This window comes from Burkholderia sp. RF7-non_BP4, assembly GCF_001521935.1.
Taxonomy (GTDB): Bacteria; Pseudomonadota; Gammaproteobacteria; order Burkholderiales; family Burkholderiaceae; genus Burkholderia; species Burkholderia diffusa.
This window is the reverse complement of record NZ_LOTA01000031.1, coordinates 307915-334475: the sequence shown is the minus strand read 5'-3', so window position 1 is coordinate 334475 and position 26561 is coordinate 307915. Positions and strand designations below refer to the sequence as shown.

Annotated in this window: 26 protein-coding genes and 1 pseudogene; 14 read left to right on the top strand and 13 right to left on the bottom strand. The window is 64.4% G+C overall.

Features of this window, described 5'->3' with window-relative positions; translation table 11 throughout:
* The 3 genes and pseudogenes from WS49_RS34995 to WS49_RS13625 all read left to right on the top strand — a co-directional run.
* Positions 1–138, top strand: a pseudogene (locus WS49_RS34995) (3-hydroxybutyrate dehydrogenase); the annotation flags it as partial.
* Positions 139–267: 129 nt separating this feature from the next.
* Entirely contained in the window at positions 268–1485 is a 1218-nt protein-coding gene (locus WS49_RS13630) for a patatin-like phospholipase family protein (protein WP_059529084.1), read from the top strand.
* A gap of 60 nt (positions 1486–1545) precedes the next feature.
* The gene (locus tag WS49_RS13625; protein WP_059529081.1) at positions 1546–2010 is read left to right on the top strand and encodes a hypothetical protein; all 465 of its coding nucleotides are present in this window, start codon (positions 1546–1548) and stop codon (positions 2008–2010) included.
* Positions 2011–2071: 61 nt separating this feature from the next.
* Here WS49_RS13625 and WS49_RS13620 read toward each other — a convergent pair whose 3' ends face one another.
* Entirely contained in the window at positions 2072–2956 is an 885-nt protein-coding gene (locus WS49_RS13620; protein WP_059529078.1) for a LysR family transcriptional regulator, read from the bottom strand.
* Between the two features lie 118 nt (positions 2957–3074).
* Between WS49_RS13620 and argC the strand changes: the two genes are divergently transcribed.
* The gene (gene argC, locus WS49_RS13615; RefSeq protein WP_059529133.1) at positions 3075–4031 is read left to right on the top strand and encodes an N-acetyl-gamma-glutamyl-phosphate reductase; all 957 of its coding nucleotides are present in this window, start codon (positions 3075–3077) and stop codon (positions 4029–4031) included.
* 151 nt (positions 4032–4182) lie between these two features.
* Here argC and WS49_RS13610 read toward each other — a convergent pair whose 3' ends face one another.
* The gene (locus WS49_RS13610; protein ID WP_059529075.1) at positions 4183–5106 is read right to left on the bottom strand and encodes a LysR substrate-binding domain-containing protein; all 924 of its coding nucleotides are present in this window, start codon (positions 5104–5106) and stop codon (positions 4183–4185) included.
* A gap of 117 nt (positions 5107–5223) precedes the next feature.
* Here WS49_RS13610 and WS49_RS13605 point away from each other — a divergent pair, with 117 nt between their 5' ends.
* On the top strand, positions 5224–6309 hold the full coding sequence (locus tag WS49_RS13605) for a tartrate dehydrogenase (protein ID WP_059529072.1): 1086 nt from the start codon (positions 5224–5226) through the stop codon (positions 6307–6309).
* Between the two features lie 514 nt (positions 6310–6823).
* Here WS49_RS13605 and WS49_RS13600 read toward each other — a convergent pair.
* On the bottom strand, positions 6824–7303 hold the full coding sequence (locus WS49_RS13600) for a nuclear transport factor 2 family protein (protein ID WP_012365039.1): 480 nt from the start codon (positions 7301–7303) through the stop codon (positions 6824–6826).
* A gap of 55 nt (positions 7304–7358) precedes the next feature.
* Positions 7359–7973 (bottom strand): TetR/AcrR family transcriptional regulator, encoded by a 615-nt coding sequence (locus tag WS49_RS13595; protein ID WP_059529069.1) that lies wholly within the window; start codon positions 7971–7973, stop codon positions 7359–7361.
* Between the two features lie 191 nt (positions 7974–8164).
* Here WS49_RS13595 and WS49_RS13590 point away from each other — a divergent pair, with 191 nt between their 5' ends.
* Both WS49_RS13590 and WS49_RS13585 read left to right on the top strand, forming a co-directional pair.
* Positions 8165–8803 carry a GNAT family N-acetyltransferase gene (locus WS49_RS13590; protein ID WP_059529066.1) on the top strand — a complete coding sequence of 213 codons (639 nt, stop codon included), beginning with the start codon at positions 8165–8167 and terminating at the stop codon, positions 8801–8803.
* On the top strand, positions 8800–9201 hold the full coding sequence (locus WS49_RS13585; RefSeq protein WP_059529063.1) for a hypothetical protein: 402 nt from the start codon (positions 8800–8802) through the stop codon (positions 9199–9201). Before WS49_RS13590 ends, WS49_RS13585 begins: the two co-directional genes overlap by 4 nt.
* A gap of 524 nt (positions 9202–9725) precedes the next feature.
* Here WS49_RS13585 and tdh read toward each other — a convergent pair.
* Both tdh and WS49_RS13575 read right to left on the bottom strand, forming a co-directional pair.
* Positions 9726–10754 (bottom strand): L-threonine 3-dehydrogenase, encoded by a 1029-nt coding sequence (gene tdh, locus WS49_RS13580; RefSeq protein WP_059529060.1) that lies wholly within the window; start codon positions 10752–10754, stop codon positions 9726–9728.
* Between the two features lie 13 nt (positions 10755–10767).
* Positions 10768–11967: a glycine C-acetyltransferase gene (locus WS49_RS13575; RefSeq protein WP_059529057.1), complete on the bottom strand. Its 1200-nt coding sequence runs from the start codon at positions 11965–11967 to the stop codon at positions 10768–10770.
* 161 nt (positions 11968–12128) lie between these two features.
* Here WS49_RS13575 and WS49_RS13570 point away from each other — a divergent pair, with 161 nt between their 5' ends.
* From WS49_RS13570 to WS49_RS13560, 3 genes are all read left to right on the top strand, one after another.
* Positions 12129–12740 (top strand): helix-turn-helix domain-containing protein, encoded by a 612-nt coding sequence (locus WS49_RS13570; RefSeq protein WP_059529054.1) that lies wholly within the window; start codon positions 12129–12131, stop codon positions 12738–12740.
* A gap of 129 nt (positions 12741–12869) precedes the next feature.
* Complete coding sequence (locus WS49_RS13565) at positions 12870–13247, top strand: DUF2471 family protein (RefSeq protein ID WP_059529051.1); 378 nt, start codon at positions 12870–12872, stop codon at positions 13245–13247.
* A gap of 102 nt (positions 13248–13349) precedes the next feature.
* A complete protein-coding gene (locus WS49_RS13560; RefSeq protein ID WP_059529048.1) occupies positions 13350–14363 on the top strand; it encodes a tyrosine-type recombinase/integrase in 1014 nt (337 codons plus the stop codon).
* A 139-nt stretch (positions 14364–14502) separates the two neighbouring features.
* Here the strand turns inward: WS49_RS13560 and WS49_RS13555 are convergent, their stop codons facing one another.
* Complete coding sequence (locus WS49_RS13555) at positions 14503–15684, bottom strand: DNA-binding protein (RefSeq protein ID WP_059529045.1); 1182 nt, start codon at positions 15682–15684, stop codon at positions 14503–14505.
* Positions 15685–17504: 1820 nt separating this feature from the next.
* Here WS49_RS13555 and WS49_RS13550 point away from each other — a divergent pair.
* The gene (locus WS49_RS13550) at positions 17505–18869 is read left to right on the top strand and encodes a replication initiation protein (RefSeq protein WP_059529042.1); all 1365 of its coding nucleotides are present in this window, start codon (positions 17505–17507) and stop codon (positions 18867–18869) included.
* 90 nt (positions 18870–18959) lie between these two features.
* Here the strand turns inward: WS49_RS13550 and WS49_RS13545 are convergent, their stop codons facing one another.
* Both WS49_RS13545 and parA read right to left on the bottom strand, forming a co-directional pair.
* Positions 18960–20021, bottom strand: coding sequence for a ParB/RepB/Spo0J family partition protein (locus WS49_RS13545; RefSeq protein WP_059529039.1), 1062 nt, complete (start codon positions 20019–20021; stop codon positions 18960–18962).
* Positions 20022–20044: 23 nt separating this feature from the next.
* Positions 20045–20707, bottom strand: coding sequence for a ParA family partition ATPase (gene parA / locus WS49_RS13540; RefSeq protein ID WP_040138954.1), 663 nt, complete (start codon positions 20705–20707; stop codon positions 20045–20047).
* Between the two features lie 179 nt (positions 20708–20886).
* Here parA and WS49_RS34990 point away from each other — a divergent pair, with 179 nt between their 5' ends.
* Entirely contained in the window at positions 20887–21039 is a 153-nt protein-coding gene (locus tag WS49_RS34990; protein WP_156441387.1) for a hypothetical protein, read from the top strand.
* A gap of 564 nt (positions 21040–21603) precedes the next feature.
* Complete coding sequence (arsC, locus tag WS49_RS13535; RefSeq protein WP_059529036.1) at positions 21604–21960, top strand: arsenate reductase (glutaredoxin); 357 nt, start codon at positions 21604–21606, stop codon at positions 21958–21960.
* Between the two features lie 217 nt (positions 21961–22177).
* Here the strand turns inward: arsC and WS49_RS13530 are convergent, their stop codons facing one another.
* Both WS49_RS13530 and WS49_RS13525 read right to left on the bottom strand, forming a co-directional pair.
* Positions 22178–22417 (bottom strand): zf-HC2 domain-containing protein, encoded by a 240-nt coding sequence (locus tag WS49_RS13530; RefSeq protein WP_059529034.1) that lies wholly within the window; start codon positions 22415–22417, stop codon positions 22178–22180.
* Positions 22398–22994: an RNA polymerase factor sigma-70 gene (locus WS49_RS13525; protein WP_059529031.1), complete on the bottom strand. Its 597-nt coding sequence runs from the start codon at positions 22992–22994 to the stop codon at positions 22398–22400. The genes WS49_RS13530 and WS49_RS13525 overlap by 20 nt, the downstream gene beginning before the upstream one ends.
* Before the next feature lie 373 nt (positions 22995–23367).
* Between WS49_RS13525 and WS49_RS13520 the strand changes: the two genes are divergently transcribed.
* Complete coding sequence (locus WS49_RS13520) at positions 23368–23922, top strand: NADPH-dependent FMN reductase (protein WP_059529029.1); 555 nt, start codon at positions 23368–23370, stop codon at positions 23920–23922.
* A 45-nt stretch (positions 23923–23967) separates the two neighbouring features.
* Here WS49_RS13520 and WS49_RS13515 read toward each other — a convergent pair whose 3' ends face one another.
* Both WS49_RS13515 and WS49_RS35625 read right to left on the bottom strand, forming a co-directional pair.
* Positions 23968–26211 carry a hybrid sensor histidine kinase/response regulator gene (locus tag WS49_RS13515; RefSeq protein ID WP_059529027.1) on the bottom strand — a complete coding sequence of 748 codons (2244 nt, stop codon included), beginning with the start codon at positions 26209–26211 and terminating at the stop codon, positions 23968–23970.
* Positions 26208–26465, bottom strand: a complete 258-nt coding sequence (locus WS49_RS35625) for a hypothetical protein (protein ID WP_059596251.1) — start codon at positions 26463–26465, stop codon at positions 26208–26210. The genes WS49_RS13515 and WS49_RS35625 overlap by 4 nt, the downstream gene beginning before the upstream one ends.
* Between the last annotated feature and the right edge of the window lie 96 nt (positions 26466–26561).

Below are 26561 nucleotides of genomic sequence, written 5' to 3'. Positions count from 1 at the left end.
ATGCTCGGCAACACGGTCGACGGCGTGTTCACGACGGTGCAGGACGTCGCGCAGACGGTGCTGTTCCTGTCGGCGTTCCCGAGCGCCGCGCTCACGGGCCAGTCGTTCATCGTCAGCCACGGCTGGTTCATGCAGTAACGTCCTCGCCTCCCTGACGGAAGGCGATTCCCGCATCACGTCCATTCTCACGACTCACGATGGCGTACCGTCGAGCGACGGCACGCCATCCGTCTCCGCCGTCCACGGCGGGATTTCTCGGAGCAACTGATGAAACCGCACGCGCGTACAGAAAAGCAGGCCGTCGATGCGGCGGACCTGCATCACGAAGCCGGCGCGCCGGCCGCTGCGCGGTCGCTGCCTTACGAAACGATCGCGCTCGTCCTGCAGGGCGGCGGCGCGCTCGGCGCGTATCAGGCCGGCGTGTTCGAGGGCCTGCACGAAGCGGGCATTCCGCTCGACTGGATCGCCGGCATCTCGATCGGCGCGCTCAACACCGCGCTGATCGCCGGCAATGCGCCCGAACATCGCGTCGAGCGGCTGCGCGAATTCTGGGAAACGATCTGCCAGCCGGCGTTCTTTCCCGCGATTCCAGCCGCGTTCGAGTTCGCGCTGTTCAACAGCATCGATCAGATCCGCACGTTCTTCACCGCGTCGCAGGCCGCGAGCGCGATGATGCAGGGCCAGCAGGGCTTCTTCGTGCCGCGCTTCCCGCCGCCGCTGCCGGGCGTGTCCGATCATCCGGAAAAGATCAGCTGGTACGACACGTCGCAGTTGCGCGCGACGCTGCTCAAGCTGTGCGATTTCGACCGGATCAACTCGGGCGAGACGCGCGTATCGGTCGGCGCGGTCAACGTCGGCACCGGCAACTTCGTGTACTTCGACAACTCGCGCATCCGCCTCGAGCCCGAGCACTTCATGGCGTCCGGCGCGCTGCCGCCCGCGTTCCCGCCGGTCGAGATCGACGGCGAGTATTACTGGGACGGCGGCGTCGTGTCGAATACGCCGCTGATGGAAGTGCTGCGCGCGCGTCCGCGGCGCGACACGCTCGCGTTCCAGGTCGACCTGTGGAGCGCACGCGGGCCGCTGCCGCGCACGATGGCCGACGTCGCGGAACGCACGAAGGACGTGCAGTATTCGAGCCGCACGCGCTTCGTCACCGACACGCTGCAGCGCGAACAGCGCTACCGCAACGTGCTGCGCCACGTGCTCGAGCAGGTACCGGAAGAGCAGCGCAAGAACGACCCGTGGTGCGTCGAGGCTGAAGCGATGTCGAGCGGGAAGAAGTACAACATCCAGCACCTGATCTATCAGCAGAAGGCGTACGAGCACCACTACAAGGACTATCAGTTCGGTCTGTCGACGATGCGCGACCACTGGAGCGCGGGGCTCGACGACATCCGCAAGACGCTCGCGGTCAAGGACGGCCTCGCGCTGCCCACCAACGACGCGGGCTTCGTCACGCACGACATTCACCGCCGCCGGTAATGCCGCGTGCGACGGACCGGCGCGCTGCCTGCGCCGGTCCGTCCTCCTTTCCGATTCGACATGCCGATTTTCATTGCGCTGTTCGCGCTCATCGCCCTGGGATGGGGCGCGGTTCACCTGTTTCACGTCATCGCCGCGCAGTTCGGCCAGCCGGTCGCGATCGCGGCCGCCGTGCTCGCCGCCGCGATCCTGATCGCGCTGGTCGCGTGGTGGATCAAGCGCCGCCGTGACATCGCACCGAACACGAAGGAACAAGGCTGGACCCACATCGTGCATCGCGCGTGGGGCGAGGTGCGCGTGTCCGCGACGCAGGGGCTGCTGTGGCTGTCGCATGACGGCGCGGACGGCCGCTATACGTTGTCGCAGCTCGACGGCTGCGAAGCCGCGCCGATCGATGGCCGCTGGCATCTGGTCGTGCGTGTGTGCGACGCCGTACGCGGCGAATGGAAGCTGCCGATGATGGACAAGCGCGATGCGCAGCGCTGGGCGCGCGTGCTGATGCTCGCGCGGGACAACCGGCTGTGACGGGCCACGGCCACGTGCCGACGCCTGACGCCTGACGAACCGGAATACCGCTGGCCGCTTTCTAGCGTGCGCCGAGCGCCCATAACGCGTCGAGCACGTGCTGGGTCGACCGCTCGACCGGGCCGGCCCGATGGGCGATGCCCAGTTCGCGCCACAACGCCGGACGCAGCGGCCGCATGACGATGCGTGCGTCCGGCAACGGGGCGCCCGCCTCGTGCGGCAGCAGCGTCGCGCCGTAGCCCGCGGCGACCAGACTCTTGATCGCATCGTTGTAGTTGAGTTCGATGCGCGGCTCGGGGCGGTGGCCACCGAGCGCGAACCATTCCGTCGTGAGCCGCGACAGGCGGGTGGTCGCATCGTTGAGAATCAGCGGACGCGCGGCCAGATAGGCCGGCGTCACACGCGCCGGCAGCCGCCAGTCCGCGGGCAGAAAGGCCAGCACCGGATCGCGCCGCCATGCGCGGATCGACACCCCCGCGACCGCCGGCTGCGGCAGCGCCACCAGGCCGACGTCGAGCGTGCCCTGCGCGATGCGCGCCAGTGTGTCGTGCGACGTGAGTACCGCGATCTGGACATCGATGTCCGGATGCCGCTCGCGCAGCCGGGCCACCGCCTGCGGCAACAGATGGGCGATCGCGCCGGTCGAGGCGCCGAGACGCACCCGCCCGGTCAGCCCCTGCACTTGTCGCTCCACGTCGTCGAGGGTCGACTCGACCTCGGCCAGCAGACGGCGCGCCCGCTCCACCAGCACGGCACCGATGGTCGACGGCTGCACGTTGCCGCGCGTGCGCGACAGCAACGGCGCACCGATGCGGCTTTCGAGTTCGGCAACATGAAGGCTGACCGTCGGCGGCGCGAGATGAAGCAGTTGCGCGGCGGCCACGAAGGATCCCTGGTCGGCGATCGCGACCAGCGTACGCAGTCGATCCAGACTGATCTCGCGCATTTCCACCTCTCGTTCAGGAAATCTGAATCTCGCAATCAGGAAATTCAACTTTTCCTATTCTAGGCGTTCGATGGACGATATGGCTTTCCCGACGTCCGAAGCGAGGAACGCGACCATCATGAGCCTCTCCACTGTCTACATCGACGGCGACCAAGGTACGACCGGACTGCAGATCCACGAGCGCCTGCGGAATCGCACCGACCTGCGGCTCGTCACGCTGCCGGATGCCGAGCGCAAGGACCCCGCACGGCGCGCCGAAGCGATCAATGCATCCGATATCGCGATTCTGTGCCTGCCGGACGCCGCCGCGCGCGAAGCGGTCGGCTTCATCCGGAATCCGGCGGTACGCGTGATCGACGCGAGCTCGGCCCATCGCACCGATCCGGAATGGGTCTACGGCTTTCCCGAGATGACCGACGGACATGCGCAGACGATCGCGCACGCGCGGCGCGTCACCAATCCGGGCTGCTATCCGACGGGCGCGATCGGCCTGCTCGGGCCGCTGCAACGAGCCGGCCTGCTTCCGCGCGACTATCCGGTGAGCATCCATGCCGTGTCCGGTTACTCGGGCGGCGGCCGGGCCGCCGTCGACGAATTCGAATCGAACGGAGCCGCACGCACGAAACCGCTGCAGGTCTATGGCCTCGCGCTCGCGCACAAGCACGTGCCCGAAATCCAGCTGCACGCCGGGCTCGCGCATCGTCCGCTGTTCGTGCCGGCCTATGGCGCCTATCGGCAAGGCATCGTGCTGACCGTGCCGATCGAGTTGCGCCTGCTCCCGGCAGGCGTGACCGGTGAGTCGCTGCATGCGTGTCTCGCGCACCATTACGCCGGCGCGCGCCACGTCGAGGTCACTCCGCTCGCGGATACGCGCACGATCACGCATCTCGATCCGCAAGCGTTGAACGGTACGAACGACCTGCGGCTCGGCGTGTTCGTGAATGCCGAGCACGGTCAGGTGCTGCTGTCGGCCGTGTTCGACAATCTCGGCAAAGGGGCATCCGGCGCGGCCGTGCAGAATCTCGACCTGATGCTCGGTGCGGCGAACGCGACGAGCACATCGAAGGCGGCGTGAGCCGCGGGCGGACGTTATCATTGGCAGGTCCGGCGCATCGCGGCCGCCGGTGCGCGCGGCACGCTACCGGATCGCGACGCGGTTGCGAGCCAACGACGGGCGTCCGCCAACGCTTTCACACGCCCCCGTAAAAGCTCACCTTTGGCCGATTTCAGGCCGCATCGTCCCCCGCTGCGGCGTTCAACCCGGCAAGCGCCTCCGCGAGAAAATCGACGCACACGCGCACTTTCGCCGAAGCCGCGACGCGTTCCGGATACACCGCCCAGATATTCGCCGGCTGAATGACGTCCGGCAGCACGCGACGAAGCGCGCCGCGCTCGATCAGCGGCCCCGCTTCCCAGATCGAGCGCAGCACGATCCCGCGCCCGGCCAGCGCCCATTGCACGGCCACCTCGCCGTGGTTCGTCGACAGCGCGCCGCCGACCTTCACCGTTGCCGTTTCGCCGCGCAGGTTCAGCCGCCAGACGCCGAACAGATGGTCGCGCTCCTTGATCGCGAGGCAGTCGTGCGATGCGAGATCCGCGAGCGTCCGCGGCGTGCCGCGCCGTGCGAGATAGTCGGGCGACGCGCACAGCACGCGATAGTTCGCGGCAAGGCGGCGCGCGATCAGGTGATCGGCGATCTCGTCGCCGATGCGCACGTCGAGGTCGTAGCCTTCGCCCGCGACGTCGACGAGCCGGTCGAACAGATCGAGCCGCACGTTCAGCTGCGGATAGCGCGCGGAGAAGTCGAGCAACGCCGGCGCGACGACATGACGGCCGAAACCGAAGCTGCTCGAGATGCGCAGCGTGCCGCGCGGCACCGTGCGCGTGGTCGACACGTCCTCGACGAGATGATCGACGTCGTCGAGAATCTTCTCGGCACGCGCGAACACGCGTTCGCCGGCCTCCGTGACCGTCACGCGGCGCGTCGAGCGATGCAGCAGCCGCGTGCCGAGCTGCGCCTCGAGCAGCGCGATGCGCTTGCTCACATAGGCGGGCGAGACCGCGAGCTGCTCGGCCGCCGCGCTGAAGCTCGTCAGGCGGACGACCAGGCTGAAGACGCGCAGGTCGTCGAGATTCGGTGATTTATTCACGATTCGTGGAAAGTCGATTAACCTTTCGCACGATTTTAATCTGAATGGAAATAAATAAAATGACGTCGTGTTCCGCTGCGCACGCTGCCGGCGGCCCGACCAGCCAAGGAGGCTTGCATGAGCGACAAGACGTACAAGATTGCCGTCATCCCCGGTGACGGCATCGGCCGTGAAGTGATGCCCGAAGGCCTGCGCGCGCTCGACGCGGTGACGGCGCGCTTCGGCATCCGTTTCCAGTTCGAGCAGATCGACTGGGCGAGCTGCGACTACTACGCGCAGCACGGCAAGATGATGCCGGACGACTGGAAGGCCCGGCTGTCGGGCATGGACGCGATCCTGTTCGGCGCGGTCGGCTGGCCCGCGACGGTGCCCGATCACATTTCGCTGTGGGGTTCGCTGCTGAAATTCCGCCGCGAATTCGACCAGTACATCAACCTGCGGCCCGCGCGCCTGTTCGACGGCGTGCCGTCGCCGCTCGCCGGCCGCAAAGCGGGCGACATCGACTTCATGATCGTGCGCGAGAACACCGAAGGCGAATATTCGTCGGTCGGCGGCACGATGTTCGAAGGCACCGACCGCGAAGTGGTGATGCAGCAGTCGATCTTCACGCGTCACGGCACGGAGCGCGTGCTGAAGTTCGCATTCGAACTCGCGCAGCGCCGCGCGAAGCGCCTGACCGTCGCGACGAAGAGCAACGGCATCGCGATCAGCATGCCGTGGTGGGACGCGCGCGCGGCCGAGATGGGCGAACGCTATCCCGAGATCGCCGTCGACAAGCAGCACATCGACATCCTGTGCGCGCGCTTCGTGTTGCAGCCCGACCGCTTCGACGTCGTCGTCGCGTCGAATCTGTTCGGCGACATCCTGTCCGACCTCGGGCCGGCCTGCACGGGCACGATCGGCATCGCGCCGTCGGCGAACCTGAACCCGGACCGCACGTTTCCATCGCTGTTCGAACCGGTGCACGGCTCCGCACCGGACATCGCGGGCCAGTACATCGCGAATCCGATCGCGATGATCTGGTCGGCGGCGATGATGCTCGACTTCCTCGGCAACGGCGCGGGCCGCGAACGCGAGGCGCACGATGCGATCGTCGCGGCGATCGAGGACGTGCTGCGCACCGGGCCGCGCACGCGCGATCTCGGCGGCCAGGCGGGGACGCAGGAAGTGGGAGAGGCAATCGCGGTGCGGATCGCCGGCTGACGGAACGATCCGAAGGCGCGCGGCTCGGAAGGGTTCGATCGACGTCGTGCTCAATGGTGAGCAGCACGACTGACTGCCGCGCACCTTCGTCGATTCCGACGCGCGCGCCTGGAGGCGTGCGCGTCGAAGTCGAGCGGTGAGCAACGCGATTCGGCGGCACGCACGGTTACGTGTCGATTCATCGCGGTGGCCTGCATCACGTCGATGTCGAGCGGTGAGTTGCATCGCGCATCGATATACACCGATTGAAACTTGAAACTCACCGCCATGCATGTACGCAACAAGTGCGACGCCGATGTCGCATGCCGCGCTTCGATCAGTGCAACCGCACCGTTCCCTGCGAAGATCGATCGGTGAGATGCAGGGCGTGAAGGATCGCACCGTCCCGCACGAAATGCCTCCTCTCCCGAAAACGCTCACCTCAACCTGCGGCTCCCGTATTCCCTCACCGTTTAGCACAGGCGTCGCGCTCGATGCACGATCGAGCGCGTTCGCGCGACGCCATCGTGATGCGTCACAGCCCGAGATCGGACAGGCCGGGATGATCGTCCGGACGGCGACCGAGCGGCCAGTGGTACAGGCGATCCGCTTCGCGAATCGGCAGGTCGTTGATGCTCGCGTGACGATGCGCCATCAAGCCGTTTTCGTCGAACTCCCAGTTTTCGTTCCCGTATGAGCGGAACCAATTTCCGGCGTCGTCATGCCATTCGTACGCGAATCGCACCGCGATGCGATTGCCGCCGAACGCCCACAGCTCCTTGATCAGCCGGTAGTCGAGCTCGCGCGTCCATTTCCGCTGCAGCAGTCCGACGATCTCGTCGCGGCCCGTCACGAACTCCGCGCGATTGCGCCACCGGCTCTGCGGCGTATAGGCAAGCGAGACGCGCTGTGGGTCGCGCGTGTTCCACGCATCCTCCGCGGCACGCACTTTCTGGCGCGCCGTATCGAGCGTGAAGGGCGGAACGGGCGGACGAACTTCCGGGGAAGCGGACATGGGATGCTCCTGTTCAAGGTTGGGGCTGCGCACAAACGCAGCCGGTTGGGACGCGTTACTTCGACGCTCGACACACCGTATCGAGCAAGAGTTCGGCGGTCGCGCGCGCATCGCGCGCCGCGGTCGCATCGCCGCTGACGAGCGCGACGCCGATCGCGCCGTCGATCAACACCAGCCATTGGCGCGCGAGGCGGGCCAGGCCACGGCGCTCGATGCCGGCGTCGTCGGCATACGCGTCGAGCCGCTCGCGCACGAACGCAAGCAAGCGCGCCTTGTGCATACGCGCGACGACGCGTACCGGATCGTCGGTGTCGGCAATCTCGCCGGACGCGTTCAGGAACGCGCAGCCGTGAAAATCGGGTTGCGAGAACCAGTCGCGCAGCACGTCGAACATGCCGAGCAAATGCGCACGCGGCGACTTGCCGCGCGCCAGCGTGGCGTCGACGAACCAGTGCATCCAGCGCTCGTCGCGGCGCTCGAGCGCCGCGACGACCAGCGCCTCCTTCGATTCGAAATGCGAATAAAAGCTCTTTCGCGCGGCACCGGATCGCGTCACGATCGCATCGACGCCCGTGGCATGGATGCCGCCCGAGTAGATCAGCGCTTCGGCCGCGTCGAGCAGCCGGTCGCGAACGGCCGGTTCGCCGGAGAAGTCATCATGTGTGTTCATGGGTTTACGGTAGAACGATCGTTCTCCACCGTCAACTTCCACGTGAAAAAGCCCTGTCGTCGGAAGGGCCGAGCGCCGCCTGGTTTCGATGGCGGGCAGCGCATTGCAGGCGGCGTTTACGACATTTTTTCTTGAAGCTGACGCAGGGTGCTCACTACACTTCGGTCAACCTATCTGGCCGAAAGGACATCATGCAGCGACCGGAATCCGCACGCTCCGAGCGTGCCTATGCGGCTTATGCGAAGCGGCTCGATGGCCGTGTCGTCGTACGGCGTTTCGATCCGCGCAGCGATTCGTACGAGTCTTTGACCGCGTTGCTGCATCGCGCGTACGCGCCTCTCGGCGCCGCGGGCTTCAACTGTCCGGGGGTCGACCAGCCGGCGTCGGCGACGCGCGAACGCATGCTCACCAACGAGTGTTTCGTCGCGCTCGGGAACGCGCATCTGGTCGCGACGATCACGATGCAGCCGCACGATCCCGATTCGCGGTGCGATCCGTACCGCAGCCGACGCGTCGCGACGCTCGGCCAGTTGGCCGTCGATCCGGTGTGGCAGGATCGCGGCATCGGCCGTGCGCTGCTCGCGTTCGCGCAACGGCGGGCGGCCGCGCGTGGCGCGACGCACCTCGCGCTCGATGCGCCGCATGCGGCTATCCGACTCGTCGACTTCTATCGACGCGAAGGATTTCAGTTGATCGACGTGATGCGGTTTGCAGGGCACAGCTACGACAGCGCGATCCTGTGCAAGGCCGTTGGCTCGTTCGATGGGCGGATACCTGCATCCGACATGACGTCGATCCACGTCGCGCGGCGCGCCGGAGCGGCGTCATGAAACACGAAGCCGACGACGACCGCGCGCGGCTCGCACTGACGCATGCCCGCACGCGGGCAGCGCTGCGCATGCGCGGGCTGGTGAAGCTGACTGTCATCACGATCGCGGTCACGCAAGTTCTGACGTTCGTGTTCGACGCCCTGCTCGCCGCGGTCGGCTACGCGCCGGAAGCCGCGACGTTGCTGCTGTTCCGTTTCGTCACGTGCGCGCTCGTCAGCTTCTGGCTTCAGGCTGACGCATCCCGTGCGTATCGGCATGCGGCGCAGCACGGGTTCGTGACGGTGTCCGGTGCGCATGGCGAACTGATCGAGATCGCACCGCAATGCCCGAAACGCTGGCTCGTCGTGTTGAGTCTGCAACTCGAACCGCGATGGTTGAACGGTGAGCGGATCAAATAGCGGGCAGCGCACCGATCGATGCGGCCGGGGATGCTGACAGGTGAGTGCGCATGTCGTTGATCGGCTCACGCATCGAGGCAGTGCCGTGACGACGTTGCGTGGTGACGTGCTGGCGTGGAAGCACATCGCGGCAAGCGGGCGATGCGACAGAGCCTCGCTATCCAGGCGCGGCAAACGAAACGGAAGGGCAGGAAGAAAGACATGCGCCGAACGACGCGATGACGTGGACGGGTGAGCGACGCTGACAGGTGAGGTGCACGCGCGATTGCATGTCACCGATACGTGGCTTGCTGCGGGATCGAAGCGCGATCACCCTCATATCGCCAACGAGAAACGACGTGCAGCCCATTGACTTACTTGCCTGCACGCCTCGCGAATGCACGATCGAGCCGTCATTCGGCACGCAAACACAGCTCCCGAATAATCTCACCTCACGCGTTCGTCGAAGCCGCCCTGCCTCGACAAACGCTCATGCCGACACGAACGGGGCAGTCGGCAAACGCGCCGAGCCGCCCCGCCGGCACTCAGACCGTCCAGTCGAGGATCACCTTGCCGCTTTCACCGGACAGCATCGCGGCGAAGCCTTGTTCGTAATCGTCGGCCGCAAAACGATGCGTGATGATCGGCGAGAGATCGAGGCCGCTTTGCAGCATCGCGACCATCTTGTACCAGGTCTCGAACATCTCGCGCCCGTAGATGCCCTTGATCTCGAGCCCCTTGAAGATCACCTGGTTCCAGTCGATCGCCGTCTGCGCGGGCGGAATCCCGAGCAGCGCGACCTTGCCGCCGTGATTCATCGCCTCGAGCATGCTGGTGAACGCGCTCGGCACGCCCGACATCTCGAGGCCGACATCGAAGCCTTCCGTCATGTGCAGGTCGGCCATCACGTCGCGCAGCGACTCGCGTGCGACGTTGACCGCGCGCGTCGCACCCATCTTGCGCGCGAGCTCGAGCCGGTAGTCGTTGATGTCGGTGATCACGACGTTGCGCGCGCCGACGTGCTTCGCGATCGCGACGGCCATGATGCCGATCGGGCCCGCGCCCGTGATCAGCACGTCCTCGCCGACGAGATTGAACGACAGCGCCGTGTGCGTCGCGTTGCCGAACGGATCGAAGATCGATGCGAGATCGTCTGAAATCTCGGGCGGAATCTTGAACGCGTTGAACGCGGGAATCGCCAGATACTCGGCGAACGCGCCCTCGCGATTCACGCCGACGCCGACGGTGTTGCGGCACAGATGCCGGCGGCCGGCACGACAGTTGCGGCAGAAGCCGCACGTGATGTGGCCTTCGCCGGACACGCGGTCGCCGATCGCGAAGCCGCGCACTTCCTGCCCCATCTCGACGATCTCGCCGACGTATTCGTGGCCGACGTGCATCGGTACGGGAATCGTCTTTTGCGCCCAGTCGTCCCACTTCCAGATATGGATGTCGGTGCCGCAGATCGCCGTGCGGCGAATCTTGATCAGCACGTCGTTGTGTCCGACTTCGGGGCGCTTCACGCGCGTGAGCGTGAGACCCGGGCCGCGCTCGAGCTTTGCCAGTGCTTTCATGGTCGCGCCTCCGTCAGACGATGCCGAGCGACTTGCCGACGCGCACGAACGCGGCGACCGTCTGATCGATCTGTTCAGGCGTATGCGCGGCGCTCATCTGCGTGCGGATGCGTGCGCGACCGCGCGGCACGACCGGGAACGAGAAGCCGATCACGTAGACGCCTTCTTCGAGCAACTTGTCGGCCATGTTGGTCGCGAGCTGCGCGTCGCCGAGCATCACCGGGATGATCGGATGCGCACCCGGCACGAGCGTGAAACCCGCAGCGGTCATCTGTTCGCGGAAACGCGCGCCATTCTCGCGCACGCGTGCGCGCAGCTTCGCCCCTTCGTCGCTGCCGAGCAGTTCCAGCACCTTCAGCGACGCCGCGGCAATGCTCGGCGTCAGCGTGTTCGAGAACAGATACGGGCGCGAACGCTGGCGCAGCAATTCGACGACCTCGCGGCGGGCCGCGACATAGCCGCCCGATGCACCGCCCAGCGCCTTGCCGAGCGTGCCGGTGATGATGTCGACGCGACCGTCGACGCCGCAGTGCTCGGGCGTGCCGCGGCCATGCGCGCCGATGAAGCCGACCGCGTGCGAATCGTCGACCATCACGAGCGCGCCGTAACGATCGGCGAGGTCACAGATGCCTTTCAGATCGGCGATGATGCCGTCCATCGAGAACACACCGTCGGTCGCGATCAGCTTGTGGCGCGCGCCCGCTGCGTCGGCTTCCTTCAGCTTCGCCTCGAGATCGGACAGGTCGTTGTTCTTGTAGCGGAACCGCTTCGCCTTGCAGAGGCGGATGCCGTCGATGATGCTCGCGTGGTTCAGCTCGTCGCTGATCACCGCGTCGTTCTCGTCGAGCAGCGTCTCGAACAGGCCGCCGTTCGCATCGAAACAGCTCGAATAGAGGATGCTGTCTTCCGTGCCGAGAAACGACGCCAGCGCGCTTTCGAGCTGCTTGTGCACGGTTTGCGTGCCGCAGATGAAGCGCACCGACGCCATGCCGAAGCCATCCTGGTCGAGACCGGCCTGCGCCGCGGCGATCAGGCGCGGATCGTTCGCCAGACCGAGATAGTTGTTCGCGCAGAAATTCAGCACGCCGGCACCGCTGGCGAGCCGCACGGCCGCCGCTTGGGGACTCGCGATCTCGCGCTCGGTCTTGTAAAAACCATCCGCGCGGATCTGGTCGAGCGTCCCGCGCACCTGGGCGAGAAAGGCATCACGCATCGCAAAGCTCCTGACATGGGTTCGCAATCCGCCGCGCGCCGCTCGTGGCGGCAGCGCAACGGCCTGCTACTGTTATAGTCGGTCGTTCGGTTGACCGCATTTATCCGATATTCCGAACTAGAATTCGAAATACCGAACAACTCTAAGCGAACGGAAACCAAATGGCAAGTTCCTCCGCGTCGCGGCGCACGCGTGCCGGCGCCGCACCGCAGCCGCCGGGCGTGACGCCGCCGCGCGTCGGCGAGCAAATCCAGCGCCTGCGCAACGAACGCAAGCTGACCCTCGACGACCTGTCGCGCGCAGCTGGCGTATCGAAGTCGATGCTCTCCGAGATCGAGCGTGACAAAGCCAATCCGACGATCGCGGTCGCATGGCGGCTCACGAACGCGCTCGGCATCACGCTCGACGAGCTGTTCTCGCAGCCGAAAGCGCCGGAAACGATCCGCGTGGACGGCCCGCACGACATCCCGACGCTCGCCGGCCACGACGGCCGCTATCAATTGCGCGTATGGGGCCCGATCGACCTGGCCGGCAAGTTCGAATGGTACGAGCTGACGCTGCCGGGCGGCGGCGCGCTCGTGTCGAACGCGCACGAACCCGGCACGCGCGAGCACCTCACCGTGCTGCAGGGCGCGATGGAAATCGAAGCCGCGGCGGCGAGCCGGCGCCTGAAGGCCGGCGACACCGCGCGCTACCCGGCCGACACACCTCACGCCATCCGCAACCCGGGCAAGGCCGAAGCGCGCGCACTACTGATCGTGATTCATCGCTGACGATGCGAATAGCTGGCCGAAAGGCCAGTTGCGGAAAATACTGTATGTTTGTACAGTATACGGACATTCCGCCATGCATTGGCCGGGCCGGCGCACCGAGGTGCCCGCTCCGGTCGACAGGAGCCTGCGATGACAGAAGAACAAGATTTGGCCGCGCTCAGCTTCAAGGCTGCCGCGCAAGACCTCGAGTTGATTGTGCGTCATATAGCCGGGCGCTACATCCATCAGCGCGTCCCGCTGTCGTGGCGCCTGCTGCACGCCATCGAAGCCGAGGCACTCGCCGATCTCGGCTTTGCCAGCCGGCACGAAGCCGGCATGCGCCAGTTGTTCGAACGGCCGTCGGACATGACCTTTCCCGAAACGGATGATCCGATCGACTTCGGACGATCGAATGCACTACCCGCTGTCTTCTCGTTCGCGGTCCTCGCGTATGAAGCCGCAGCCAGATCGCAGGAAGCGGCACCCCGCGAGCGCATTCATCGCCCGTCCAAGGCGTGGGGCGACTGATACCCGGCCCCGGCCGTTCGAGACGGCGGCCGGCTTCCGCATCCTACTGCCCGCGACGTTGCGGATAGGGCTACCATATACGCAACTAACGGAATAAACGACATGTCCCTACCCACATCCTCCGACACGCCCGCACGCCCGGAAGAAAAGGATCTGTTCGACCGCGGTGCGTCCGACTGGATCATCTCGCCCGAAGCCGCGTTCGACGCCTGGCTTGCCATGCAGGACTACCGCCGTTCGTCGGCCGACGTCTACCGCGCACAATGGGGCGCTTTTCTCGCATGGCTACGAGCACATCAAAAAAACCTGGCCACGGTCGATACCGCAACGATCGCGAATTTCGTCGGCGAGCTTCCTATCCGGAAAACACAGCGAATGCGCTATTTGAGGCTGATCGAACGCGTGCTCGACCACATCCGGCGCACCGAGCTCGCGTCCACCAACCCGGCCCGCTTCATTGCTCAGGATGGCGAAGCGAACTGGCGCCAGGCGCGCGACAACGAGCCGACCGGTTTCCTGACACCGGCCGAACGCGCGAAGTTGCTGGCCTACCTGTTTTCGCCGATTAGTGTATCCGGCTCCGCATACTGGAAGGAGCGGCGCGACCGCGCACTCGTCGCCGCATTTCTCGGGGCCGGCGTGAAAACCGGCGAAGCACGCGTGCTCACAATTAGTTGCATCAATACGAGTGGAACGTCGCTGCAGATCCCGTCGACGCATCCCGATTTCGCGCGCGAAACCCATCTGGCCTCGTTCGCGATCGCGTTGCTCGAAGCATGGCTCGTGGAGCGCAAGCGCCAGGAGATTCCGGGGGAGCTCGTGTTTCCGGCATCGCACGCCGGGCGGCCGATGCACAAGGCGACGATGCTGCGCGCGATCGATGCGATCGTCGAATCTGCGGGGCTCACGTCATCACGCACCGCACGCGCGAGCCCGCAAACGCTGCGCAACACTTACGCAGCGGAACTGTTCGAACATGACGTGCCGCCCGAGCGGGTCGGCAAATGGCTCGGCTTCATGCGGCCGATTTCGTCGAACCGTCTGCACCGCGCATGGAAAAACTGGCGCGATGATCTCGCGAATGGTGACGTGCCCGAGCAAGACGAAACGCTCTGATGCCGAGCCGGCAGCTCACGCGACATGACTCGTGAGCAGCCTTGCGCGGCGTAGCCTCACCGTTTCACAGCTCCCGGAAAACCTCACCTCACGCGTCCCGAATCGTCTCACCTGTGCGATCCCTGTGTCGGGCGACACATCAGTCGCGCGCAAAGCGCGCGATCGCTTCGAATCGGGAAGGCCAAGGCCCCGACGCATGTTCGCACTCGGGGCACGACACTTCGAATCCGTCATCGCCATGCGACAACTCCGGTTCCCCGTCGCAATGCGGGCACTGGGTCGGCACCGGAATTTCGTGGTCCAGTGACGTCCCGATTGCGGAAAACGCATCCGCATCGAGCTGACCTGCGTCGGCCAGGCGGCGAATCAGTGCGGAAATCTCCGGATTCATCCCGCGGCTCGCGCGCAGCGTATTCACGTCGCGTGTCGCGCGGTCCAGTTCGTCGCTCTGGGTACGCAACTGTTCCTCGAGCCGGTCTGCGCGGGCCTTGGCCGAACTCAGTTGCTGAAGAAAATCGAATTCCTTGCGCTGCACGTCGCGCAGACCGCTCTGGTACGTCGACGCCATGCTGCGCAGCGAGTCCAGCTCGACCAGCATCGGTTTGACGCGGCGCTCGGCTTCGGCCACCGCATCCTTGATCTGCTGCGCGTAGTGTTCGGTGCGCTGCTGCAATTCGGCTTGCAGCGTGTCGATGCGGTCGCGCAGCGTCGCATTCTGCGTCTGCTCGGTGTCGACGCGGCCGGCCATGACGGCCAGTTCCTTTTCAAGTCGAGCGACTGTGGTGAGCAGTGTCGCCTCGTTTGCCGAACCGTGCGTCGACTGCGAAGCCAGTTGCACCTCGAGTTCGGTCACACGCGCCTGCAACTGCTCGTTGCGGGTTTCACTGCGCGTCAGGGCGCCCTCGAGGGTTTCCTGGCGAACCGTGGCATCGCGCAGCCGTTGTTCCGCATCGGTCAGCCCAGCGCGAACCTGTTCGCGATCGACATCGAGGCTTTCCCTGGCCGCTTTCAAGGCCTCTTCATATAGCGCGCCGAGCAACGCGCCGGCCTTTTCTTCGACCGCTTTCGGGATCGCCGCACCGTCGAGCCGGATTTTCGATGCAGAACGGATTCGTTCCCAGAAATGATCGATGTCCTTTGGAATGTCGCTGGCGCTGCCGGTCTGGGTCAGGTCGCGAACGTTGGCGGCCGACGGTCGGATACCGAGATCGAAGAACAACCGCTTGCACGCATGCAGCGACAACTCCTGGCGGCGCGCGCCGCTCGCGCGAAGCGATTCCAGTTCTTCTCGGATGACTTCACGCATTTCATCTAGCGTCATGGGAGGACTCACAGACATTGATATGTTGCGATCATAACGAAATACGTATTTTTTGATACTTTTTTCGCGGAGTGTCGTGAATTTACGTCGCCGTGCAGAGAAACCAGGGCTGTGGGCCAATCCGGACGAACCAGCTCGTCGATTCCGTGAAACAAAGCGAAGAAAACGAGGCAAGTCCTTGTCCCGAAAGCATTTTTGAGTAGGCCCCGAAAAAGTGCATTTGTTTCACATGACCGACGTCATCGCAGCCGGTCGGTGTTCAGGCGTTGGGGCTCTGTGGAAAACTCGACGACCGATGTCTTGAGAGTATTAGAAGTAAACACCCTTGAACCCTTAGTTAAAAACGTTAACGCCACGGCACAGCCTTATGTAGCAAGGCTTTCCGGCCGACAAGGTGAAGTTTTACGGGAACCAAGGTGATCTTCTGCGGGAGCTGAAGTGATGGGGTTCGGGGATCTGCGTGAGCCGATGCAGGAAAGGTCGTGAGCGGATTCGGGATCACAGTGAAACATGAGATTCCCCAAAGGTGAGGTTTTTCGGGGCCACACAGCCACAGACCCCTTGCGGTGCCTACGCGCACAGTTTTCTGCCTGTGCAGACACAGGTGAGAATTTGCGGGACCTTCTTCGCGCCCCTATTCTGCCCATCTTTTGAGCAGTTTTCGGGAAAGGTGAGGTTTCACGGGACTCCACAGGGATTTGCTGTGAGGATTTCCGGGAAACGACCGTCATTTTGCACAGCAAAAGTGCCCGGTGAAGCCAGTGAGGCCCGAAAGGTGAGGCTTTTCGGGAGCAAAATCCGGGTTTTCCTGCACGGATCCCGATAAGGTGAGCTTTTTCGGGGCATCAATCACAGGCTGCCGGGCGCCTCACAGGTGAGGTTTTTCAGGAGCGCCATTTGCTCGAAGATTGGCCAAAGGTGAGGGTTTCCGGGATCGGGAGTGCAGCGAATTCGCTGAAAAGCCCACCGGGACTGGCGGAAATCTGATTTTCGCTGTGCCACTTTTTGGCACAGGTGAGATTTTTCAGGAGGCAGCACACAGCTGCCGCATCCGCCCGACCGCCGTAAAGGTGAGGCTTTTCGGGGGATGATCGCCGGACACAGCGGAACGCCTGGCGCACATAAGTATCGGATGTCATTGACATTTTTGATACCGCGGCGGTTACGGTGAGATTTTTCGGGAGCAGCTTCCGCGTTCGTTGGAACGTCGTTTTTATCGTCAAGGTGAGGTTTTTCGGGAGCCTTGAACTGCTGATCCCGCGTGGGTCGGGGATTCGTCGATATCGAGGTCACAGAATTTCGAGCCGACAAGGTGAGAATTTTCGGGACTGAACGGATTCTGTGCGCTGTACAATGCGCGCCCGGGCCAGTGAAACGGTTTCGATCGACGTTGCGGACACGCTTTTCGGTGCCGGTTTCCGGATGCGGGGCGCGGTCGCGACTGGCCCATCAGCCGCGCCTGTACATGCATACAGGGCGTTGCGAGCCTGTCCGCTCGATGCCGCGACGGCCAGTGGCGACGCTGTGACGAGCCCCCGGAAGCGCAGTCGTAAAATTACGACAAATCGAAAGGTGAGCCGATACGGGAGCAAATTTCGCACGTATCGAGCACAGGCAAAAATCTGTGAATCCGCGCATCCCGCGACACGTCTGGACGAGTCCGAAACGCTTTAAATCCGGACCGGTGAGGGTTTTCGGGAGAGGGTTGGGGTGAGTGCCGTTTTGCGCGCGCACTTCACCGGCTATGGTGAGCATGTCGTTCTGGACGCACATCACCACAGGCGCTATCCTTCCGTGAAACTTCTCCTCCGACCAGACGCATGGCCACGAAGCGCGCCAAGAAAACCGATGTGGATGTGGTGAGTGCCAGTTCAGCCGAATTGCGTAAGGCCGTCGAGGCGATCGCAATTCAGCCGAAGAGCGGCAAGATCACGCTACTGACCCGCAAGCTGTTCAACGTCCTGCTCGCCGTCGCGCAGCAGGCCGACGACTCGGGCGATACCTATCGCGCGCTGCTGTCGGACATCGTCGCCAACTCCGCCTTCGATTCGAACGACACCGCTCTGGTGAAGGAACACCTGCGCCGTATGGTGTCGGTCCAGGTCGAATGGAGCACGGGGACGTCGAGCCAGAAGCCGGGCCGCAAGTGGGGGATCTCGACGCTGATCGCCGATGCCGAAATTCTCGAGGATCCGGCCACCCGCCGCGTGTGGGTCGAATTTTCATTTGCACCGAAGATCAAGAAGAAGCTGCTCGACCCGGTCCAGTACGCACGTCTGAGCCTGCAGTTCCAGAGCCAGCTGCGTAGCAGCGCCGGTCTTGCGCTCTACGAAATCTGCGTGCGCTACCTGACGAACCCGAGCCACCTGACGATGCGCGAGCCGTGGGAATGGTGGCGGCCGATCCTGTCGGGCACACCCGATACGGAAGCCGGCGACGAGGCGAAGCGCGAGTACAAGTACTTCAAGCGGGACTACCTGCGTCCGGCGATCGCCGAGGTCAACGCGGTCACCAACATCTTCGTCGAGCTGATCGAGCATCGTGAAGGGCGGCGGGTCGCGGAGATCCAGTTCCGCGTGACCGAGCGCAAGCAGCCGATGCTCGCGCTCGACGAGCATCCGAACGTGTTCGACAGCACGCTGGTCGACCGGATGGTGAAGCTCGGGATTCCGCTCAAGGAAGCGCAGACGCTCTACGCGGACAGCGAAGAAAACCGGATTCGCGCCGCGCTGCAGATGACCGAGCAGCGGATGCGCAGCACGACGCTGCCGCCGGTGCGCAGCGCGCCCGCGTTGTTCAAGGACGCGCTGAAGAAGGGTTATGCGCCGCCGGTCGAGTCCGTCGACGTGCTGCCTTCCGGCATGCCTGCCGCGAAGGCCGTCTCGGCGCAGCCGGACGATCTGAAGGCGCGTCTGTTGAGCGAATTCGCGGCGTTCCGCCGCAAGGAAGCGAAGGTGCTGTACGAGGAGCAGGGCGACGCGGAGCGCGAAGTGGCGCGCGAGTCGTTCGAGTCGGAGGTGTTGCCGACGATGGGCTCGCACTTGCGCGACGACTGGCGCAAGCGCGGTCTCGATTCGAAGCTGGCCGAGACGGCCTTTTTCGACTGGCTCGCCCAGAAGACCTGGGGCGAGCCGACCGACGGCGACCTGCTGTCGTTCACCCTGAATCAATCTCGGGCCGCCTGAGGCCCGTTCAGGCCCCTCTGACGGGGCCGTCGCCGGCCGCCCGCCATCGGGCGGGCCCGGCGCCTCACCAGGCCCTGCCGGCCGTTTCCATCACTCCGACAACAGCATCCGCTCGAGCTGCTCGAGGATCGCGTCGCGCTTGTCCTTCGGGAGGCCGCGCAGGCGCAGTTCGATGCGGTCTTCGCCATACGACTTCAGGTCGCCGACCGACTTGCCGCCGAGCTTGATCTCGAGACGCTGCGCATAGCGCTGGCGACCTGCCGGTTTCGGCGTTTCCTGCGCCGCGACGCGGCCCTTGACGATGTCCGACACCTGGCGCGTGCTGAGATCGTCGGACACGATCTTGTTGATCAGCCGCAGCGTCGCCTCGGTGCCGCGCGCATTGTGATAACGGCCGACCTGATACGCCATGTTCGACCCGAAGCGATCGGGGCGCGCGACCATCTCCTGCATCACGCTTTCCGGCAGCTTGCCGATCGACAGCGCAACCGCGACCGTCGACTCGTCGAGGCCGAGATGCTCGGACAGTTCCTTCTGACTCTGGAAATGTTTGTCGTCGAGGAAACGGCGCCATACGACGGCGTTGTCGAACACCGTCTGCGAATCGCGTTGCACGTTCAGGTCGTAGCCGAGCTTGTAGCTCTGGATTCCGATCGGCACGTCGATCACGATCGCCTTCACCGACTCCTTGTTCGCTTCCTTCAACGCACGCACACGACGGCCGCCGTCGCTGACGAAATACGAACCCGGATTGTCGTAGTCCGGAATCACGTGAATCGCCTGCTGTTGCCCCTGCTTCGCGAGGTTGACCGCGAGTTCGGCAATCGACGACTTCAGATAGAAGTGCCGCGGGTTGAACGGGCTATGCTTGATCGCCTTCAGCGACAGCTCGATCACCTGGCCGGGCGCATAGCGGTTCTCGAGGCGCCACGCGCGATATTGCGGCGATTCGTCGGTCGACGGATCGAGCAGGACGTCCGGGGCCGGCGGCGGCGCGATGTCCTTCTTGGCGGACTTCGCCGGGGCCGGCGTGGCCGTCTCGGACTTGACGATGCCGTCGATGGCATTCAGCCGATCAAGCGCCGTGCGCTTCTCGCTCGTCGTGATATCCGGGCGCGCCTGGAATCCTTTTGCAAATTGGGAGGGTTTCATGCGACTCCTTTATGCGCATAAAGTCAGGGCAGCATGGCGACGATTTCGTCGGCACATGCGCGGATTTCCGCGGCGGCCAGCTTCGCGCCACGATCGTTCATCTGCAGCACGGTCTGACCGAGCGCCATCGCCTGCTTGTACGCTTCCCGGGTCGGGATTTGCGTCTTCAGCAACGGGAAGCCGAGTTCCTCGAGCGCGCGCTTGAGCTCGCGGGTCAGCATGCGCTTCTCTTCGGTCTTGTTCAGCAGGAAGACGGCGCGGAGATCTTCGTTCATCACCTGCGCCTGCTGGATCAGCTTGACCAGCCCGACGCTCGACCAATAATCGGCCGGCGACGACGAAGTTGGGATCACGGCGATCGATGCGGCCAGCAGCACGACGCCGGAGACCTTCTCGGTGATCGACGGCGGGCAATCGACGACGATGATGTCGTAGTCGTTGATGAACTTCTTGATTTCGCGATGGATCTGGCCGCCGGCTTCGGCGAGGTTGACGACCGGGAACGGGATCCCGGCGTCGCTGTCACCGGATGCGCTCGACCAGTGAACCAGTGTGTTTTGACCGTCTGCGTCGATGACGAGGACGCGCTTCCCTTTCTCATGGAATGCCGCGCCGAGATGCATGGCAATCGTGCTTTTGCCGACGCCACCTTTTTGTTGAGTGACTGCAATGATTTCCGCGGCCAATTTTCACTCCTGTTTTTGGTCGTTGGAATTCTACAGGACGATATTTATATTTCAATGAAATTGTCGTTCGCTAACTACGCGTTAGCCATTCGGGCGATTGGTTTATGCGCATAAACGAGCTGGGGATGTCGGATGGCTGGTGCCGGTGGAGGAAGCGAGGTCGCTGCGGTGGATGATGAATGGCGATGCTCGTGACGACGGGCGGCTTCAGTTTCACGTTCGGCACACAGATCGGCACTGCCCTATCCATCGTTGAAGGGGGCGCTGCCGTGGTGTCGGGGGAGTTTGTGCGCAGAAACTTCGGCAGTGCCGGAGAGCACCGACGACTCTGAGTTCTCGCTTGAGCGTGCTCCCCGATGACAAACGCTGCGCGGCTCAGACCGATGCGACGCGATACATGCCATGTTCAGTGACGAAGCGCGCTGGCCGTCCCCACTGTGTTTATGCGCATAAACCATCTGGAGGCTCGGCCGTTATCGAAGGTCGCACGCCCCAGACTCCATCACGCATTGCGCTGATGATCGTTCGGCGCATCGAAGTGCCCGCGCCGACCGTGATATCCGCGGTCCTTTCCACCAGGGGACGCGCTAGCTTTATGCGCATAAACCCCGCGCGGATATATGAGGTGGCGCCACGTCGGCGCCGTCAACACGACATGACGATGAGTCTGATCCCCTGAGCTATCCGCCACCGAAGACGGCGTCGCAAATTCCCCATGCAACGTACTTTATGCGCATAAACGCACCAAGCGGACTAGGCACTCGTCGGCGCAACTCACTCGCCCCTGCACGCCACACCGAGATTCCAATCCCCTTCCACCCGTGTACCGACACCCCGCCGAAACACCCGCAACCAGACTGGCTACAATACGGGCCTTTCTCATCCAGGCCCGAACGATGATCACGATCTACCACAACCCCCGCTGCTCGAAATCCCGCGAGACGCTCGCATTGGTCGAGACGTTGAACACCACCGGCACGCCGGTGAACGTCGTCGAATACCTGAAGACGCCGCTGACGGTCGAGGAACTGGAAGCGCTGCATCGTCAGCTCGGGCGCCCGGCGCGCGACATGCTTCGCGATGGCGAGGAGCCGTACAAGACGCTGGATCTGGCCCGTACGAACCTGACGGACGCGGAAGCCTACGAAGCGATTGCGGCGCATCCGATTTTGCTGCAGCGTCCGATCGTCGTGTATCGAGGCAAGGCCGCTATCGGCCGCCCGCCCGAGTCGGTGCGGGCGCTGTTCGAATAATTTTAGTTCGGCGTATTTTTCTTATCGGATCGATCCCGGCGCGAGCGCGCCGGGATCGATCCGACAGAATGCGCAACCGCCAGCGATCCCCGACGCCACGCAGCGGACAGCCCGTACTCGGCGCGCTCGCCCCAAAAGCCGCCTCCAGCGTCGCCCCTACGACGTCAACAACGACATCGCCAACTGCGACGCGCAACCACAGACCGACATCGGCAACTTAGCCCTTCGGCGCGTCGCCCGACGACTCGTCCCGATCACTCCTCGCCTCATCCACCATCCCCCGCCCCGCCGCTGCATGCGCCGCCGTCCGCAGCATCGCGATCTGCCCGCGATATGCGCGGCATCCGCTGCAAGCCGGCAGATGCACGTGCACCTGCATGCGCTCATGGAGCGTCAACGCTCGATCGAGCGCATCCGACAGCAGTCGCGTCACGTCTTTACATTTCCCCGGCAGCATCTTCGGTCGTCAGTCCTTTTTCGCTCAGGCAGGTGCGCAGGCGCGTGCGCGCACGATACAGCAGCACGCTGCAATGATTCGTCGTCAATGTCAGTTCGCTGCAGATATCGGCAATCTCGACGTCGAGAAATTCGCGCATCATGAATACGCGTCCGATGTGTTCCGGCAGGTGGTCGAGGCAGACCTGAAACAGCGTCCAGAACTGCCGTTGCTGCAGCAGCGTTTCGGGGCGTGCCCATGGTCGCGGCTTCGTGTGCGCGGCCCAGTGCCCGTTTTCCTTGAACAGCTCGCGATCGAGCACGGATTCGCCGTCGAGCTCCGCATCGAGTGCGGACAGACTCACCGTCCGCTGCCGTGCACGCAGAATGTCGATCAGCTTGTTGCGCAGGATGCCGAACACCCAGGTCTTGTGGGCCGACCGTCCCGCGAACTCGCCCGCATGCGTCCACGCAGCGGTCAGGGCCTCCTGCACGGCATCTTCGGCCGCATCGGCATCGCGCAGTTGGAGTCGCGCGAAGCGCAACAGGTCGCGGCGCAGTTGCGCGAGATAGGTGGGGTCGTCGTATGCGGACGGCATGGCGGGTCGGGAGCCTTACGGAGCGGAGGCGATCATGTGCGCGCCGTCGGGCGGGCGCATCGCGGTGCGAGCAGCTTACTGGTCGAGACGCCGCGCTGCAACGGATGTTCCGTCACGAATTCACGAAGCCGGCCGGCGCGCTGCGCTATGCTTGCCGGAGCCCCGCACCACGCGTCGTGAAATCGCGACGCGGGCGGTCTGTAACATCAGATCATAGCGGCCAAGTTATCCACAATTTCTGTGGAAAACCTTGTGGAAAGTCGGCCGGTCGGCCCCGTGGGACGGCTCGCGGGCTGGCTTGCCTATAAACAGACCTTTGTCGCCTGTTCGGAATCAATCGATCCGATTCCTCACCCACCGGAAGGAGAAAGCCATGTCCTATCGTGTTGCAGTCGTCGTCGGCAGCCTGCGCCGCGGTTCCTGGAACCGCGCGCTCGCGCATGCCGCGATCTCGCTCGCCCCCGCCGATTTCTCGTTCGAATTCGTCGAGATCGGCGAACTGCCGCTGTACAGCCAGGACTACGACGCGGATTTTCCGGAAGTCGCGAAGCGCTTCAAGCAGTCGATCGAAGCCGCCGACGCACTGCTGTTCGTCACGCCCGAATACAACCGGTCGATCCCGGGCGTGCTGAAGAACGCGCTCGACTGGGGCTCGCGCCCGTGGGGTCACAACTCGTGGTCCGGCAAGCCGGGCGCCGTGCTCGGCACGTCGCCGGGCGCGGTCGGCACCGCGCTCGCGCAGCAGCACCTGCGCAACGTGCTCGCGTATCTCGACGTGAAGACGCTCGGGCAGCCGGAAATGTTCATCAAGCATGACCCGGCGCGCATCGACGACGAGGGGCAGATCGTCAGCGAGGACACCCGCAAGTTCCTGCAGGGTTTCGTCGACCGCTACGTCGACTGGGTGCGCGTGCTGAAGGCGGCCTGAGCGCCATCCCCTTCCCGCCGCCGGCACCGGTCCGCATGCCGCGGGTCAGGCGCCGGCATGCCGCGCATCGCGCGCTTCGCGGATGCCGAGCAGGATCTCGTCGAGCAGCGCGATGTCGAACGGCTTCGACAGCACGCGCACGTTGACGGTACGCGTGCGGTCGAGTTCCTCCGCGTATCCCGTGACCAGGATCACGGGCAGCTTCCCCGGCCGCTTGTCGATCGCTTCGGCGAGATCGATGCCGTTCAGGCGGCCCGGCATGTGGATATCCGAGATCACCAGATCGAAGGCGTCGTTCGCGGCCGCGCCCTCGATCAGGCGCAACGCGTCGTCGGCGGTGGGCGCGTAGGTGACGCGGTGCCCGAGCAGCGTCAGCAGCGCTTCGGTGCCGGCCGCGACTTCGCTGTTGTCTTCGACCAGCAGCACGTGCAGGCCCGCGAGCGCGCCGGTGTCGTGCGCGACGGGCTGCGAGCGCGCGACGATGTCCTCGACGCGTGCCCGCGGCAGGTAAAGGCGCACCGACGTCCCGGCGCCGACCGCGCTGTCGATCGTCGCGAGGCCGCCCGAGCGCTCGCAGAACGCGAACACCTGCGGCAGCCCGAGCCCCGTTCCCATCCCCTGCGCCTTCGTCGTGAACAGCGGCTCGAACGCGCGCGCGAGCACGTCGGGCGCCATGCCCGAGCCCGTATCGTCGAGCGAGATCTGAACGAAGTCGCCGATCAGCGGAAAGCCGTCCTCGCGGCGCAGCGTCACGTTGCGCGCACCGACCGTGAAGCGGCCGCCCGCCGTCATCGCATCGCGCGCATTGACGGCGAGATTGATCACCGCGAGCTCGAGCTCGGCGACATCGACCCGGATCGGCCAAATGCCGGGCTCGATCGCGACGACCAGCGACGACTTCGAACCGAGCGACGTCTTCAGCAGTTCGCGACACGTGCCGAGCCACTGGCCGACGTCGATCGTCTCGTTGTGCAGCGGCTGCTTGCGCGCGACGCCGAGCAACTGGCGCGTGAGCGACTGGCCGTTCTTCAGCGCGCGTTCGATCGCGCCGAGTTCCTTGTCGAGATGCTGGACGCCGCGTCGCCGCGCGATCTGCACGTTGCTCGAGATGATCATCAGCAGGTTGTTGAAGTCGTGCGCGACGCTGCCGACCAGGTTGCCGAGCGCCTGCATCTTGCGCGACTGCCGGTATGCCGATTCGATCGAGCGCCGCATCGACGCTTCGGCCTGCCAGCGGTCCCACGCCTCCTCTTCCGCCTTCAGCCGCTTCAGCGACAGCCAGATCACCGACCACAGCGCGATCGACGGCGCGAACATCGAGATGAACAGCACGCTCAGGTGTTCGTACCATTCATGCCAGATCGCGGAGGTGCGGTACGCGCAGGTCACGTACACGGGGTAGCTGCCGACCTGGCGGTACGCGACGATCTCGCTGCTGGCGCCGTCGTGGCGCACGCGCACGACGCCCGCGCGCGGATCGTTGCGCGCGTTGCCGAACGTTGCCGTGAGATCGGTGTGCGCGAGCGACGGCGGCGGCGGATACGACGCGATCACCGCGCCGTCGGAGCGCGCGAGCGCCATCGTCATCGGCGTGGCCGCGCCGCCGAGCAGGTCGCGGTAGAACGCATTGAAATACGACGACTTCAGCGCGATCGAGACCATTCCGGCGAACGAACCGTCGCTGTGGCGTCGCGCGACGCCCGTGTTGAACACGGGGATATTCTCGAGCTTGAGCGGCCCCATCATCAGTTTCGAGATGTGTTCGATCACCTTGCCGTCGCGGATGCCGGCGAAGTCGTCGCGATACGCGATCGACGCATAGGGCGCCGGATAGTAGAGGCTGTTCGCGAGCAGCATCCCGCTCGCACCGAAGATCGACACCGCGGCCACCTGCGGATAGCCGCCGCCGATCGTGTTCAGCGCTTCGTGGATGTCGGATTCGTGGCGGCGCACGGTGGCGTCGTCCATGTCCTGCACGAGGTCGACGATGCGCGCGTCGAGCGTCTCGCTCAGGTCGAACACCTTGAGCGCATGCTCCTCGGCGACGCGCACGGTGCGCATCGTCACGTCGCTCGCCGCGGCCTCGCGTGCCTTCAGGTCGTTGTACGCCATGACCGACACGTAGATGCACGGCAGCACGATCGCCGCGACCAGCAGCACGATCAGCGTCACGCGCCGGACCGCGAAATCGTGCTCGGGTGCGCCGGACGCATAGCTGCCGTCGTCCTGCCAGTCGTCGGCGGGCGGGGAGACGGGTGTACGGGAGTCGGCGGGACGTTCGGACGTCATCGAGGAAGGCGGGCCAAGCTGAGATGTTCAATCATAAACGAGTTGCGCTTGCTCGCCGTACCCGCCGCGCGGATGGGCAACCTGATGATTCCGACAGGGGCGAAATGAAAGTTTGAAAACGCTATGAATCCGGCAGCGCAAACGTACACAAAGAAAAATTTTGCGTGCTTATCTTGAAAATGGTCGCGCCTGTTTTCGGAATGCCAGCCGATCGAACCGATTTTGTTCGAAATGGTGAAAATGGCGAGTTGCACTGCCTTCGGTTTACTCAGAGAATCGCGCCTTGCTTTCCCTATGACAGATATATGCGCCCGCCGGCGTTCGCGGCGCGGTGTGTCGCGTGCCTCGCG